Consider the following 13,857-nt stretch of genomic DNA (forward strand, 5'->3'; position numbering starts at 1 on the left):
TTCGGAGGGGATACCGAGGGGGTCGGATGGAAGCCGCCGGTCGTACCGCGCTCTTGATCGGCGTGCGGGACAACCCCGGGGTCGCGCACCGGCTGCGGCCGCTGGGGGCCACCGTCGACGCGGACCTCCGGGCCATGGGCGCCGCTCTGCGGGGGAGCGGCTACGCCGTCGAGACGCTGTGCGATCCGACGCGCAACGAGATCACCGAGCGGATCACCGCCCTCGCGGCGGGGGCGGCCGCCGGAAGCACCCTGCTCCTCTACTTCACCGGGCACGGCGTGCGCATCGGTGACACCGACTATCTGGTGCCCGCCGACGCCCGGGCCTCCTCCGGACCCGCCGACGCCCGGGCCTCCTCCGGACCCGGCGGCGACCGGGACGCCTGGGACCAGCCGCACGTACGCGAGTCCCTGCTGGACGCGGACATCAGCAGGTATCTGGCCGACTGCGGCGCCGGCACCGTCCTGTGGCTCATCGACGCCTGCCGCTCGGCCGGGGACGCGGGAGCCACCGCGTTCGGAAGCCACGTCACGCAGGGGCCGCCGCACTCCGGCTTCGCCCTGCTGACCGGATGCGCGCCCGGCGAGCGCAGCGGTTTCTCCGAGGCCGGCAGCTTCTTCTCCCTCGCCCTCGCCCGGGCGTTCGACCCCCTGACCGAAGCCGTCACGGTGGAACAGGTCCACGAGGCGGTCCGGCGGGAGACCCAGGCCCGCGCCCGGCGCGCGCGGGCGGCCCCTCAGCAGGTCCTGATCCGCTACGGCAGCGACCGGGAGGCCGAGACCAGGTCGCGGGAGATCGCCCGGGGCAGGCGCCTGCTGGAGGCGTGGCAGGATGCCGTGCGCACGTCGGTGCTCTGGGACCGCGTCCCGGCCGGCGACGCGGCGTCCGTCGCCCCCTTCCAGGACTGTCTGGCCTCGCTCGCCGTGGACGTGGCCCGGCACGTCCACCACGCGCAGGAGCGGCTGCCCGACCCGTGGGCCGACGACGAGTTCCCCGTACGTCTGCTGCGCGACGTGCTCCCGATGCTCCTGCCCGAGGACGCCGGGCTGTCCGCCCTGGAGGTGACGGCGCTCATCGCCGGCGTCCTGCTGCACGAGGCGGCGTGGGCCGGCCGGCTGAGCCGGGCCGCCGAGATCCGTCCGCGGTCGGTGGGCCGCCGTTCGGACGCCGACGACCAGCGGCGGCACTACGAGCAGATCACCGAGCACCATCCCCAGGTCACCGAGAAGCTCACGGGCTGGTACTGGTGGGAGTCCACGCCGTCGGACGACCGCGACGCCGTCGTGCTGTGGCTGGTGCACCGGTGGATCGCCGAGCGGTTCGCCACCGACGAGGAGGCCGTGCCCGGGGCGTGGGGCGACGGCTTCGTGGCCCGGCTGCTGGAGGGGGCGCCGCCCCCTGCGGACGGGGCGGGCGCGCCGGGCAAGGCGGCCACGGCGGGCACCGGACGGGCGGCGCAGCTGTCGGCGGCCCTGCGGACGGTTGCCGCGGGACTGGTCCTCGGGGAACCGCCGGAGGGCCGGCGGGCCGAGCTCCCCGCCCGCCATGTCGTCCGCGGGACGAGGACCCCGCAGCGGCTGCGGGTGCGCCCGCTGGCGGCGCTGCTGCGTCTGGCGGGGCTGCTCGCCTTCGACGCCCGGCGACTTCCGGAGGTCGTCGCCGAGCACCTGGCCGTCTCCGACCCGGTGGTGCCGCACGAGGTGATCACCGTGCTGCGCGACGCGGTGTGGGACCTCGACCGGAGCGGCGGGGCACCCCCGTACCTGCACCTGGACGCCGTCTGCCCGCACCCCGCGGTCCATGCCGCACTCGCCTCGGTCGTCGAGGACGCCGACGAACTCGTCCATGCCCTCACGGAGACCGCGCAGCGACTGCCCACAGACGAGGGCGCGTTGCTGAAGGGGCTGCCCGCACGGCTCACCGACCACCGCCTCAGGCCGGAAGAGCAGCGCGGCCTCCCCGCGTACGACGTGCCCCTGGCCCGCTTCTCGCTGGCGCAGACGGAGATCCGGCGGCTGCTGATGGGCGAGGAGCTGTACGACGGGAAGCCGGCTCTGGCCCTGCGGGAGATGTACCAGAACGCCCTGGACGCCTGCCGCTACCGGGAGATGCGGGTCCGCTACCTGCGCAGCTGCGGGAAGGCACCCCGGCCCTGGGCGGGCTCCATCCGGATCGAGACCGGCGAGGACGACCGCGGCCGCTACGTCGAGTGCCTCGACAACGGCGTCGGCATGACCGAGATCCAGCTCAGGAGCACCTTCACCCGGGCCGGCCGGCGTTTCGACCAGTCCCAGGCCTTCCGTCGCGAGCAGGCAGCCTGGCTGCGCCAGGACCGGACGCTGCGGCTCTACCCCAACAGCCGTTTCGGGATCGGTGTGTTCAGCTACTTCATGCTGGCCGACGAGATGGTGATCGTCACGCGGCCGGTCGGCACCGACGGCAGGCCCGCGCAGAAGGCGCTGCGCGTGGAGATTCCCGTCAGCGGCAGCCTGTTCCGGGTGCGGGAGGTCGACGAGCGCGACGGCACGGACCTTCCCGACGGCGGCACGCGCGTACGCCTCTACCTGCGCGATGCCCATGTCATGACGGACGCCTCCTGCCTGTCGGCGCTGCGTTCACAGGTCCTGGTCGGCGAGTTCGCCCTGGAGGTCCGGGGCGCGGACGGCCGGGGGGCCACCTGGGGACCCGGCGAACTCCAGGCAGGTGAGGGTAAGTTCGAGGTCGCGGCGGACTCCGCGGTCGAGGCGGTGCCCGGCACCCTGTGGTGGGTCGAGGACGGCGGTGCGCTCGTGTGCGACGGCATCCTCTCCGACAAGGGCACGTTCGGCTACGTCCTCAATCTGTCGGGCGCACACCGGGGCAGACTCAGCGTCAACCGGAACAGGCTGGAAGGGTACGACGTCCGGTGGGCGCACGAGCAGATGCGCCGGGGCGCTCCCGCCCTCGCCGCGTGGCCCGGACTGACCCTCGACTGGCTGCGGAGCCTGGAGTCCAGGCACCCCTCGATCGCCCGGATCCTGTGGAAGGAGTGGCGGGGCCGGGGTGTCCTGGTCGGGGCCGAGTACGGCCGCAGGGTCGACCTCGACGAAGTCGGCTGGTTCAGGCTGGACGCGCGCCTGGGAGACCGGTCGCGCGGCTCGGGCGAGGAAGGCCGGCTCCATGACGCCGTCCGGCCCTGGAGGACCGCCGCTCTCGGGCGGGGTTCCCGCGGGCGGCTGCAAGCGGCTCCCGAGTCCCTCGAGGGCCATCCGGTACCGCAACCGGGCTGGTCGGACATCGCGACCGGGGTCAAGGGGGACTGGCGCAACGCGGTGCAGGCGGCCGGGACCCAGGGGATCCGCGTATCGGAGGTGCTCCGCGCGGCCCGGTCCCTGCGGATCGTGCACCCGATGCTGGCCGGGCCGGCGGTCTTCGGCCGTGGCGACCTCGACTGGAGGCCGGACGCCACCGACCTGAGGATCGTGTCGGGGCTCCTGGGTCCGGACCGGGACTCCGTGCGCGACTTCCCCGTCACCGTCGGGGGCCGCAAGAAGGCCAAGCCGAAGGGCCCCGACACGATCCTCCACCGGCATCCGCCGCAGGACCTCGGCGGGATCGTCCGCACGTCCGCCCAGTACCGGACGGAGCTCGGGCGGTTGGCGGACGCGTGCGCCAAGTACGCGCCGTTCCTCCCCGGGCCGGTCCCCGACGTGCCCGGCCACCACCGCGACCACGTGTGCACCGAGGAGGAACTGGCCCTCCTCTACGTCCCGGAGGACACGTACACCTGGCGGCCGGTCACCACTGCCCGGGACCTCCGGTCGGCGGCGGTGCGCGGAGGGTGCGATCCGCGCGAGGCCCTGCGGCGGATCGCGCCCTTCGGCTGGCTGCGCCCCCTTCCCGATCCGGAGGCCGTCGACCGCTGGGCCCGGGTTCCCGCCGATCTCTTCCCCCTCCTGTGGCACTACGTCGTCGGCGAGGGCGACGGCGGCGACGGACGCACCGTGCTGCCGTGGGCCGCCACCATCGCCCTCGCCGCGGAATGGGAGATTCCGCTGGGCAAGGCGGAGCGGATCCTCGCCGCGCAGGCGGAGGCCCTCGGTCTGGCCCACCAACGGCGGTACCCGAAGGGCTCTGCGGGACGGCGGACCGTTCCCTCACCCGGGACCGGCCAGCTCGTGGGCCGGCTGCACGGGGTGGACGTCCACCTCGAGGGCGGGGTCTCGCTCCGGGACCTCGCGTACGTCCGGTCGCACAAGACCTCGTTGCAGGAGCAGTCCTGGAGCGTCGACGAACTGCGCGCCGCGGGAGTCTCCCTGCCCGACTGCGCGAACCTGCTCCGGGCCTGGGGCGAGCTGCCGACGCCGAGCAGGTACGCCTTCTCCGGCGCCGACCCCTCCTTCGACGCTGCGGACTACCCGGTCCCGGCCACCGGGGCCGTCCTGTTCACCGCGAGCGTGCAGCTGCGGGAGAAGCTGTCGTACCTGTGGAAGACGGCGAACCGGGAGGCCGAGCGCCTGAAGCTCGCGCCGGAACTGACGGCCGGGGAACTGCCCAGAGAGCTCAGGAAGTTCAGTCCGTCGTGGGAGGAGACGGCGGCCCTGGTCGCGTACGGGTTCGACGACGAGACCGACGGTGAGTGGTGCGAGAGCCCCCGCTGGACCCCGCTCACCCTGCACGGCCTCGTCGAGTACGCCCGTGAGCGCCGCAAGGGCGTGCGCGAGGCGTTCGAGGCGCTCGTGCCGCTGCGCGCGATCGGCGCGCTCGTACCGGAGCTGGATGCCGAAGCCGTGGCGGCCCTCCCCGGCGGCGTGCCCGACGACCGTGACGTCGCGACCGTCGCCCCGGAGCACCGGGCCTCCCCCGCCGGGTCCCCTCTCGTGCCGCTCGACCTCGTCAGCATCGCCGGCCGCCTCGGTGAGCCCGTGAGCCGCACGTGGCGGCGGATCAGGCCGTACCTGGCCTTGGCAGGAGGGGCGCCGCCCTTCACCGGGGTACCCGACGTCGTGCCCCGCTGGCAGGACCTGGTGATCCTCTCCGAACGGCTCGACGGCATGCTGCCCGCGGCCCCCCGGACGGCCGGCGGGGAACGGGTGGCCGCCTGCGCCCTGGCCGTCGGGGAGACACCCGCATGGGTGAGGGAGCGACTGGCCGTGTACGCGGAGATGTTCGGGCTCGATGTGGAGCCGGCCGAGAAGGACGAGGAGGGCGCATGACGACGGCACCCGGCCGATCGCACGACCACGGACTGGCGTACGCGGAGGAGGACCTCGGCGAGGTCGACCCGGCGCTCTTCACCCGGCGGACCGCTCCCGACGGCACGGGAGTGGTCGTCTCCGGGACGTGCCCGCGCTGTCACGGCCGTACGGAGTCGCCGTTCCCGTGGGCGATGCCGGGGACCGGGACCAAGGGGGTGCTGGGCCGCCTCCTGGGAACCGCGACGGCGGACCCGGCCCCGGCCGAGCCGGATCCCCTGTTCGAGGAGACGCACTTCTGTGAATGCGGGCACGCGCATCCCCAGTGCCCGCCGGACACGTGGTACCGCGGGTGCGGGGCCAGCTGGCGCGTCCGGCGGTGAGCGCGCACTCCGATCGGCGCTGGGCCGAGCGCGCCCGTGAACTGGAGTTCACCAGACTGCCGGAGCTGCGCAGACAGGCCGAGGGCTGGCGCACCGGCCTGACCGGGCTGACGACGCTGCTGGCCGTGCTCGTGCTGCTGAAGGGCCGGGACAATCTGGCGGAACTGCCGCAATGGGCCCGTGCCACGGCGACCGGACTGCTGGTGTCGGCCTTCGTCCTGCTGGTGGCGGGCTCGCTCCTGGCCGTGCGTGCGGCCCACGGTGTGCCCGGCGGCGAGATCCTCCTGGGGGGACAGGCGCTCCGGCGCTGGACCGAGCAGGAGGTGTCGCGGGTGACCCGGGCGCTGGGCCGGGCCTCCGTGTGCTGCCTGCTGGGGGTCCTCCTGGTGGTCGGGGCGCTGCTCCTCGCCTGGGTGACGACGTCCGCCGCCCCGGACCATCTCGTCGACGTGCGCACGAGCACCGGGAGCGTGTGCGGTGAACTGGTCGCGGCGGACGGGCAACAGGTGTCGCTCCGCACCAAGGCGGGCGGCACGGTCTCCGTGCCGCAGACGAGCGTCGTGAGCCTGCGGCCGGCCCGTACCTGCGGCACGGCCCCGTAGGCCCGCTGCGCGGGAGGCGCGGCCGAGCCCGGGCCTCCCGAGAGGTCAGGGGCGGCGCCAGAGGTCCCGCAGGAGCCGGCCCAGGACGGCCGAGGCCGGGAAGTAGCCCAGCTGCCGGGAATCCAGGCTCTGTTCGGGGTGGTCGCCGATGAGCACGAGCCTGCCGGCGGGCACGCGCCGCTCCGGTACGCCGGCCAGGGCCGGAGCGAGGTCCCGCGGCACGGGGTCGCCGGGCACGGCGAGCACCCGCTTGATCAAGTGGGCGCCTTCCTCGCGCGGGTTGGCGACCACGACCACCCGGCCCCGGCGGGCCGCGGTGCCGCGGACCACCAGGACGCGGTCGCGCTCGCGGTAGGTGGGCTCCATGCTGCGGCCCCGTACGGTCACCAGCACCAGCCGGCGCCCCGGCAGTGCGGCGAGGGCCCCGCGAGCCGTGCGAGCCGGGACCCGTGCGCCTGTGGCGCGCGCGGGGAGGGCCAGGACACCGCGAGGGCGTCGAGCTCCTCCCGGCTCGGCATCACCCCGGCCGCAGGATCGTAGGAAGGGCCGCGCCGGCCGGAGCCGGGACGGGAGGCGGCACGCGCCGGACGGGCCCTCACCGCGGGACCGCCGCGTCGGGGACGGCCTCGGGGACGGCGGGGGCCGGGTCCTTGGGCCCGTCCTGGTAGTCCTTGGCCTGCAGGTGGAACAGGTCGGCGTACGTTCCGCACGCGGCCAGCAGCTCCTCGTGGCCGCCCTGCTCGACGATCCTGCCGTGCTGGAGCACCACGATCACGTCCGCCTCCCGCACCGTGCCGAGCCGGTGGGAGATCAGCACGCTGGTCCGCCCGGCGCGGAAGCTCCGCAGCGAGGCGTGGATCTCGTGTTCGGCCTCGGCGTCGAGGCCGGAGGAGGGTTCGTCGAGGATCATCAGTTCCCGGTCGTGCCGCATCAGGGCACGGGCCAGGGCGACCCGCGGCGACGGCCCGGGGCGAGAGGCGTGAGTCCCCCAGGTGCCGTTCCACGAAGCCCTGCACGCGGAGCATCTGGGAGCGCCGGTACGACTCGGCCGGTACGCAGGCCGCGGTGTCCAGCTCGTGGGCCAACAGGGCCGTCAGCAGGTCGAGGAGGATGCCGCCCAGCCGGGCCGTGTCGGCCGGCCGGTAGTGCCGGGCGTCCCTGACCAGGCGGACGAGGAAGTCCGTCAGGAGGGGCCGGCCGTGCAGCGGGAGCGCCAGGTGGAACAGTGCGGGATCGGCCCTGCGGATCAGGTGCGGGGTACGGAGCACCTGCAGCGAGCGGAAGGTCAGCGCGGGCACGTCTCCGACGTGCGCGGCGCCGTCCTCACTACGGATGGCCGTCTGTAACAGGATTCTCTCCTTCCCGGTGGATCCCCTCGAAGGGGACGGGGTCCGTTCGCCAACCGGCCAGCGCGGGCGCCCCGGTGAGGGCCCTGCGCACGATCCGGTCGCCGACCGAGGCGGCGTCCTCCGCGCCGGCGGCCAGGAGGAACAGCGCGATGTCCAGGCGCCCTTCGGCGGAGCGGGTGTAGACGTGCTCCAGCCGGTCGGCGGGGACCGTTACGGCCCAGATGACATCGGTGACGAGATGGCGGTCGACGGGCCGGCCGGGATGGTCCGGCGGCGCCGACAGGAACAGCAGGGTCATGACGAGGTGCACGACCCCGGTCAGTGCCAGATCAGACCGAAGAAGATGAAGAACACGGCATGCCTCGTTTCCGGCGGTCGGGGGAGGGGGCGATCGGAGATCGCCCGGTCGGTGTGCAGGGAGGCGGGCCCGCCTTGTTCCTTGTGACGAGTCTTGCGACCGGCCGCGGCGCACGGAAGGGAGACCGGGTGACAGCAACCGTTCCGGAGCGGTTGCTGTCACGCGCGAAGCCCCTGGCGGAGACCGGGATTCTCAGTGGAGAACCCGTCCCGCCAGGGGCTTCGTCGTACGGTCGCAGTCCGGCCGGAGCTAGCAGATGCGCGGCAGCTGCTCCCCGAGCGGCAGGTCGACCACGCGGGTGCCGCCGAGGGCGGTACGGGAGACGACCATGCCGGGGTGGGCCTCGACGGCCTCGCCGATCACCGTGGCGTGCCGGCCCAGGGGGTGGGCGCGCATGGCGTCGAGGACGGCGTCGGCGTGTTCGCGGGGGACGAAGGCGACCAGCTTGCCCTCGTTCGCCACGTAGAGCGGGTCGAGGCCGAGGATCGAGCAGGCGTTCGCGACGGCCGGCGGGACCGGGACACGGCTCTCGCTGATCACGACACCGGTGCCCGAGGCGGCCGCGATCTCGTTGAGCGCGGCCGCCAGGCCGCCGCGGGTGGGGTCGCGCAGGACGTGCAGGTCCGGGGTGACGGCGAGCATGCTCTGCACGAGGCCGCCCAGGGCCGCGCAGTCGCTCTCGATGTCCACGCCGAACTGCAGCCCCTCGCGGACGCTCATGATCGCCACACCGTGGAGGCCGATCTCGCCGCTCACGATGACGACGTCGCCGGGCACCACGCGCTGCGGGCGCAGGTCCACCCCGTCGGGGATGATCCCGATGCCCGCGGTGTTGATGTAGACGCCGTCCCCGTGGCCCACCTCGACCACCTTGGTGTCGCCCGTGACCACCTCCACGCCCGCGGCCCGCGCGGCGGCGCCCATGGCCTCGGCCACGCGCGCCACGGCGGACATCTCGACGCCCTCCTCCAGGATGAAGCCGCAGGAGAGGTAGGCCGCCCGGGCCCCGCTCATGGCCAGGTCGTTCACCGTGCCGTTGACCGCGAGGTCGCCGATGGTGCCGCCGGGGAAGAAGAGCGGCCGCACCACGTACGAGTCGGTGGAGAAGGCCAGCCGGACTCCCCCGAGGGTGACGGCCGCGGAGTCTCCGAGCTGGGACAGCGCCTCGCCGCCGAAGGCGGGGGCGAAGAGGTGCTGGACCAGTTCGGCGGAGAGGGCTCCCCCGCCGCCGTGGCCCATCACCACGCGGGGGTGGTCGCGCAGCGGGGCCGGACAGGTCCAGCCCGTGATGTCGAGTGCGGTGTCAGACAACGGGGCTCGCCTCCAGCGGGGCGGTCGGGGCGGCGGGCACGGTCTTCAGTTCCAGCCGCCGGTAGAGGTAGTACGCGGCGCAGGCGCCCTCGCTGGACACCATGGTGGCGCCGAGCGGGCTGCGCGGGGTGCACAGCGTGCCGAAGGCCTCGCACTCGTGCGGCTTGAGGAGCCCTTGGAGCACCTCGCCGCTGCGGCACGCGGCCGGCTCGCGGGTGTCGATGCCGGTCACCGAGAAGCGGTGCTCGGCGTCGAACTCCCGGTAGCGGTCGGACAGTCGCCAGCCGCTGCCGGGGATGACGCCGATGCCGCGCCAGGCCCGGTCGGTGACTTCGAAGACGTCCTCCAGCATGGCGAGGGCGGCCGGGTTGCCCTCGGGGCGGACGGCCCGCGCGTACGCGTTGTCGACGGTGTGCTCGCCGCGTTCCAGCTGCCGCACCGCCCGCCGTACGCCTTCCAGGATGTCCAGCGGCTCGAATCCCGTCACCACGATCGGCACGCGGTGGCGCGCGGCCAGTTCGGGGTACTCGCCCACGCCCATCACGCTGCACACGTGCCCGGCGGCGAGGAAGCCCTGGACCCGGCAGCTCGGCGACTGCATGATCGCCTCGATCGCCGGGGGCACCCGGACGTGGGAGACCAGCAGGCTGAAGTTGCGGATGCCCAGCCTCTTCGCCTGGTGGACCGTCATGGCGTTGGGCGGCGCGGTGGTCTCGAAGCCGATGCCGAAGAACACCACCTGCCGGTCCGGGTTCTCCCGGGCGATCCGCAGGGCGTCGAGCGGGGAGTAGACCACGCGTACGTCGCCGCCCTCGCTCCGCACCCGGAACAGGTCGCGGCCGGTCCCCGGCACCCGGAGCATGTCCCCGAAGGAGCAGAAGATCACGTCGGTGCGGGAGGCGATCTCCAGCGCCTTGTCGATGACCTCCAGCGGGGTGACGCACACCGGGCAGCCCGGACCGTGGATCAACTCCACCTGATCCGGGAGCAGTTGGTCGATGCCGTGCCGGATGATGGTGTGGGTCTGGCCGCCGCAGACCTCCATCAGCGCCCAGGGGCGGGTCACGGTGGCGTGGATGTCGTCGAGCAGCCGGCGGGCGAGCTCGGGGTCCTGGAACTCGTCGATGTACTTCACGGCGTGACCTCCTCCTGCGGTGCGGCGGCTGGTTCGCCGGTGAAGGGCCAGGGCTCGCCGCCGGCTTCGGCGGCCTGTTCCCACGGGTCGCCGAACTCCTCCTGGAGCATGCCGAGTTCCGCGAAGAGTTCGAGGGTCTGGCGTGCCGACTCCTCGTCGAGGCGCTGCAGGGCGAAGCCCACGTGGACGATGGCGTACTCGCCCACCTGGAGGTCCGGCAGGTACTCCAGGCACACCTCCTTCTGCACACCGCCGAAGTCGACGGTAGCCATGCGGGTGCCGTCCTTCTCCCCGATGTCAAGCACTCTGCCGGGTACCGCCAGGCACATGGGCTTCTCCTTGCTGTGGGTGGTGCGCGGTGTCGGCGGCGGCCGCCACCACGAGCTGGCCGAGGGACAGCCCGCCGTCGTTCGGGGGGACCCGGCCGTGCCGCAGGACGGTGAAACCGCCCGCGCGCAGGGTCCGGGCGCACGCGGACGACAGCAGGGTGTTGGCGAAGACCCCGCCGGTCAGGGCGACGGTGTCCAGGCCGTGCCGCTCGCGCGCGAGCTCGCAGAGCGTGCCGACGAGGGCGCCGACGGCGGTGTGGAAACGTGCGGCGATCAGCCCCGGGTGCGTGCCCGCCCGTACGTCGGCCACCACCGCGGCCAGTACGGGCGCGGGATCGGCGGTGACCGGAGCGCCGGCCGGGCCGGGCGGGACCCGCAGGCCGAAGGCGTAGCCGGGGCCGGCCTCGCCCGCTCCGAGCGCCGCGCCCTCCAGCTCGATCGCGGCCTGCGCCTCGTACCCCGCCCGGTGGCAGACGCCGGCGAGGGAGGAGACGGCGTCGAAGAGCCGGCCCATGCTGGAGGTCGGCACGCAGTTCAGGCCGCGTTCCAACTGCCGCTCCAGAACGTGGAGTTCGTCCGGCGGGCAGGCGGCGGCGCAGGGCAGGTCCGGGCTCCATCCGATGCCCGCGGCCCGCAGGTGGGACAGTGCCATGCGGTACGGACGCTGCACGGCCGTGTCGCCGCCCGGCAGCGGGACGTATCCGAGGTGGGCGAAGCGGGTGTACCCGGCGTAGTCGGCGAGGAGGACCTCGCCGCCCCACACGGCCCCGTCGTCGCCGTAGCCGGTGCCGTCGAAGGCGATGCCGATGACCGGCCGGCCGCCGTCCAAGCCGTGCTCCGCCATGGCGGAGGCGATGTGCGCGTGGTGGTGCTGGACGCGCACGAGCGGCCGGGCGCCCGCGGCGCGCCGCGCCCAGCGGGTGGAGCGGTAGCCGGGGTGCCGGTCGGCGGCGAGGCGCAGGGGGCCGACGCCGGTGATGGACTCCAGCTGGCGCTCGGCGCGTTCGAAGGCGTACTGGGTGGCGAGGTCGTCCATGTCGCCGACGTGGGCGGACAGCCAGGCCCGGCGCCCTTCGCCGAGGCAGAAGGCGTTCTTCAGGTCACCGCCCACGGCGAGGGTCGGGGGGACCGGCAGCGGCAGCGTCAGCGGCAGCGGGGCGTATCCGCGGGAGCGCCGCAGGGTCAGCGTCTCGCCGTCGCAGACCCGCACCACGGAGTCGTCGCACGGCACGTGGATGGGGCGGTCGTGGGTGAGCCAGGCGTCGGCGAGGCCGGCGAGCCGGTCCAGGGCCTCGTCGTCGTCGGTGACGATGGGCTCGCCGGCGAGGTTCCCGCTGGTCATGACGAGCAGGCGGGGGCCCGGAGGGTCGCCGGGCAGGCCGAGCAGCAGGTGGTGGACGGGGGTGTACGGGAGCATCACGCCGAGGTCGGGACAGCGCGGGGCGACCCCGTCAGCCAGGGCGCCCGGGGTGCCCGGACCCGCCGTGCCGCCCTCGCGGCGGCGCAGCAGCACGATGGGCCGTACGCCTCCCTCCAGCAGCTTCCGCTCCTCGGGGCCGATGTGCGCGAACCGCTCGGCGTCGGACAGGTCCCGGGCCATCAGGGCGAAGGGCTTGTCACCGCGGTTCTTGCGGCGGCGCAGCTCGGCCACGGCGCCGGGGTGGGTGGCGTCGCAGGCCAGGTGGTAGCCGCCCAGTCCCTTCACGGCGAGGATCGCCCCGGCCGCCAGCAGCCGGCGCGCCTCGGCGATCGGATCGACGCCCGGGGTCTCGCGGGGCGGCTGCCCGGTGAGCAGTCTCAGCCGGGGGCCGCAGGCCGGGCAGGCGACCGGCTGGGCGTGGAAGCGGCGGTCGGCGGGGTCGCCGTACTCGCGGGCGCAGTCGGGGCACATGGGGAAGCGGGCCATGGTGGTGTGGGCCCGGTCGTACGGCAGCCCGGTGACGATGGTGAACCGCGGCCCGCAGTGGGTGCAGGTGATGAAGGGGTGCCGGTGGCGCCGGTCGGCGGGGTCCGCCAGTTCGGTGCGGCAGTCGGCGCAGGTGGCCACGTCCGGGGAGACCAGGGTGCGGGCGGGACCGCCGGTCCGGGAGGCGACGATGGTGAATCCGGCGCCGCCCGAGACCGGGACCTCGCAGTGGTCGACGGCGTCCACGACGGCCAGCGGGGGCGCGTCCGCGGCGAGGTGCTCGCAGAACCGGTGCACCGCCGCCGGGGCGCCCTCGACCTCGGCGACGACGCCCTCGGGGGTGTTGGTGACGTGCCCGGCGAGACCGAGCCCGGTCGCGCGGGTGTAGACGTAGGGCCGGAAGCCGACGCCCTGGACCACGCCGCGGACGGTGACCCGGCGGCGCTGCACGGCCTCCATCAGCGGGTCTGCGCGGCGGAACGCACGTGCGGGTGATCGTGGCGGTGACCGTCCCCATGACCGTGGCCGTGGCCGTCGCCGTGGAGGTGCCCGTCCCCGTGGTCATGGCTGTGGCCGTGGTCGTGCCCGTCCCCGTGGTCGTGGTCGTGGCCGTGCGCCTGCTGCCGGGCGGCCATGACCGGGGTGTGCGTCGCGGCGCCCGCGCCCGCCGCCAGCGCCCGGTCGAGCAGGAGGCCCAGCCCCTCGCCCGCGCGGGCCGAGGTGAGGACCACCTCCACACCGGGGTTGACCTGCTCGACGTGGGCGCGGAAGGCGGCCTCGTCGAAGTCGACGGCCCGCGCGATGTCGGTCTTGGTGACCACCACCAGCTGGGCCAGTCCGAAGGCGGTCGGGTACTTCAGCGGCTTGTCCTCGCCCTCCGTCACCGACGCCAGGACCACGCGCAGCGATTCCCCGAGGTCGTACGAGGCCGGGCAGACCAGGTTGCCCACGTTCTCCACGAAGAGCAGCCGGGTGTCCTCGGGCAGCCAGCCGTCCAGGTGCCGGCCGAGCATCCCGGCCTCCAGGTGGCACAGGCCGTCGGTGAGCACCTGCTTGACCGGTACGCCCGAACGGGCCAGCCGCGTCGCGTCGTTCTCGGTGGCCAGGTCCGCCGTGAGGGCGGCCACGGCCACGCCCCGCTCACGGGCGAGGAGCAGTTCGCGTTCCAGCAGCGCCGTCTTCCCGCTGCCGGGACTGGAGAGCAGATTTACCACCGCCGTTCCGCGGGCGGTGAGTTCGGCGCGCAGGACCTGGGCCGCCATGTCGTTCTTGGCGAGTACCGCCTGCCGCAGATCGACCACTCGGCACAT

General features: G+C 74.3%; 11 protein-coding genes. 3 read left to right on the forward strand and 8 right to left on the reverse strand.

Annotated features, from left to right (window positions below):
• Window positions 1-26 precede the first annotated feature (26 nt).
• Genes ACIPYQ_RS21730 through ACIPYQ_RS21740 form a run of 3 tightly spaced genes read left to right on the forward strand, consistent with a single transcriptional unit; the run spans window position 27 to window position 6,159 of the window.
• Window positions 27-5,195 carry a caspase family protein gene (locus tag ACIPYQ_RS21730; RefSeq protein ID WP_401253511.1) on the forward strand — a complete coding sequence of 1,723 codons (5,169 nt, stop codon included), beginning with the start codon at window positions 27-29 and terminating at the stop codon, window positions 5,193-5,195.
• Entirely contained in the window at window positions 5,192-5,557 is a 366-nt protein-coding gene (locus ACIPYQ_RS21735) for a hypothetical protein (RefSeq protein ID WP_401253513.1), read from the forward strand. The genes ACIPYQ_RS21730 and ACIPYQ_RS21735 overlap by 4 nt, the downstream gene beginning before the upstream one ends.
• Window positions 5,554-6,159, forward strand: coding sequence for a hypothetical protein (locus tag ACIPYQ_RS21740; RefSeq protein ID WP_401253516.1), 606 nt, complete (start codon window positions 5,554-5,556; stop codon window positions 6,157-6,159). Before ACIPYQ_RS21735 ends, ACIPYQ_RS21740 begins: the two co-directional genes overlap by 4 nt.
• A 45-nt stretch (window positions 6,160-6,204) precedes the next feature.
• Here ACIPYQ_RS21740 and ACIPYQ_RS21745 read toward each other — a convergent pair whose 3' ends face one another.
• The 8 genes from ACIPYQ_RS21745 to hypB all read right to left on the reverse strand — a co-directional run bounded on the left by ACIPYQ_RS21745 (window position 6,205) and on the right by hypB (window position 13,857).
• Window positions 6,205-6,552, reverse strand: coding sequence for a S26 family signal peptidase (locus ACIPYQ_RS21745; RefSeq protein WP_401253519.1), 348 nt, complete (start codon window positions 6,550-6,552; stop codon window positions 6,205-6,207).
• A 202-nt stretch (window positions 6,553-6,754) separates the two neighbouring features.
• The gene (locus ACIPYQ_RS21750; RefSeq protein ID WP_401253522.1) at window positions 6,755-7,090 is read right to left on the reverse strand and encodes a hypothetical protein; all 336 of its coding nucleotides are present in this window, start codon (window positions 7,088-7,090) and stop codon (window positions 6,755-6,757) included.
• A 395-nt stretch (window positions 7,091-7,485) separates the two neighbouring features.
• The gene (locus ACIPYQ_RS21755) at window positions 7,486-7,806 is read right to left on the reverse strand and encodes a hypothetical protein (protein ID WP_401253524.1); all 321 of its coding nucleotides are present in this window, start codon (window positions 7,804-7,806) and stop codon (window positions 7,486-7,488) included.
• 309 nt (window positions 7,807-8,115) lie between these two features.
• Window positions 8,116-9,177, reverse strand: coding sequence for a hydrogenase expression/formation protein HypE (gene hypE / locus ACIPYQ_RS21760; RefSeq protein WP_361754442.1), 1,062 nt, complete (start codon window positions 9,175-9,177; stop codon window positions 8,116-8,118).
• The gene (gene hypD, locus ACIPYQ_RS21765) at window positions 9,170-10,312 is read right to left on the reverse strand and encodes a hydrogenase formation protein HypD (protein WP_401253526.1); all 1,143 of its coding nucleotides are present in this window, start codon (window positions 10,310-10,312) and stop codon (window positions 9,170-9,172) included. Before hypD ends, hypE begins: the two co-directional genes overlap by 8 nt.
• Window positions 10,309-10,641 carry a HypC/HybG/HupF family hydrogenase formation chaperone gene (locus ACIPYQ_RS21770; protein ID WP_401253529.1) on the reverse strand — a complete coding sequence of 111 codons (333 nt, stop codon included), beginning with the start codon at window positions 10,639-10,641 and terminating at the stop codon, window positions 10,309-10,311. The genes hypD and ACIPYQ_RS21770 overlap by 4 nt, the downstream gene beginning before the upstream one ends.
• The gene (hypF, locus tag ACIPYQ_RS21775; protein WP_401253532.1) at window positions 10,610-13,006 is read right to left on the reverse strand and encodes a carbamoyltransferase HypF; all 2,397 of its coding nucleotides are present in this window, start codon (window positions 13,004-13,006) and stop codon (window positions 10,610-10,612) included. Before hypF ends, ACIPYQ_RS21770 begins: the two co-directional genes overlap by 32 nt.
• Window positions 13,006-13,857 carry a hydrogenase nickel incorporation protein HypB gene (gene hypB, locus ACIPYQ_RS21780; RefSeq protein WP_401253534.1) on the reverse strand — a complete coding sequence of 284 codons (852 nt, stop codon included), beginning with the start codon at window positions 13,855-13,857 and terminating at the stop codon, window positions 13,006-13,008. Before hypB ends, hypF begins: the two co-directional genes overlap by 1 nt.

Origin of the sequence: Streptomyces sp. NPDC090045, assembly GCF_044747975.1 — a bacterium.
In the GTDB taxonomy this organism is placed as follows: Bacteria; Actinomycetota; Actinomycetes; order Streptomycetales; family Streptomycetaceae; genus Streptomyces.

Bases quoted from the DNA above. Each gene is read 5' to 3' on its own strand.
- ACIPYQ_RS21735 (WP_401253513.1), top strand. From the start codon at position 5,192: ATGACGACGGCACCCGGCCGATCGCACGACCACGGACTGGCGTACGCG.
- ACIPYQ_RS21755 (WP_401253524.1), bottom strand. From the start codon at position 7,806: ATGACCCTGCTGTTCCTGTCGGCGCCGCCGGACCATCCCGGCCGGCCC.
- ACIPYQ_RS21770 (WP_401253529.1), bottom strand. From the start codon at position 10,641: ATGTGCCTGGCGGTACCCGGCAGAGTGCTTGACATCGGGGAGAAGGAC.
- hypB (WP_401253534.1), bottom strand. From the start codon at position 13,857: ATGTGCCGAGTGGTCGATCTGCGGCAGGCGGTACTCGCCAAGAACGAC.
- ACIPYQ_RS21750 (WP_401253522.1), bottom strand. From the start codon at position 7,090: ATGCGGCACGACCGGGAACTGATGATCCTCGACGAACCCTCCTCCGGC.
- ACIPYQ_RS21730 (WP_401253511.1), top strand. From the start codon at position 27: ATGGAAGCCGCCGGTCGTACCGCGCTCTTGATCGGCGTGCGGGACAAC.
- hypF (WP_401253532.1), bottom strand. From the start codon at position 13,006: ATGGAGGCCGTGCAGCGCCGCCGGGTCACCGTCCGCGGCGTGGTCCAG.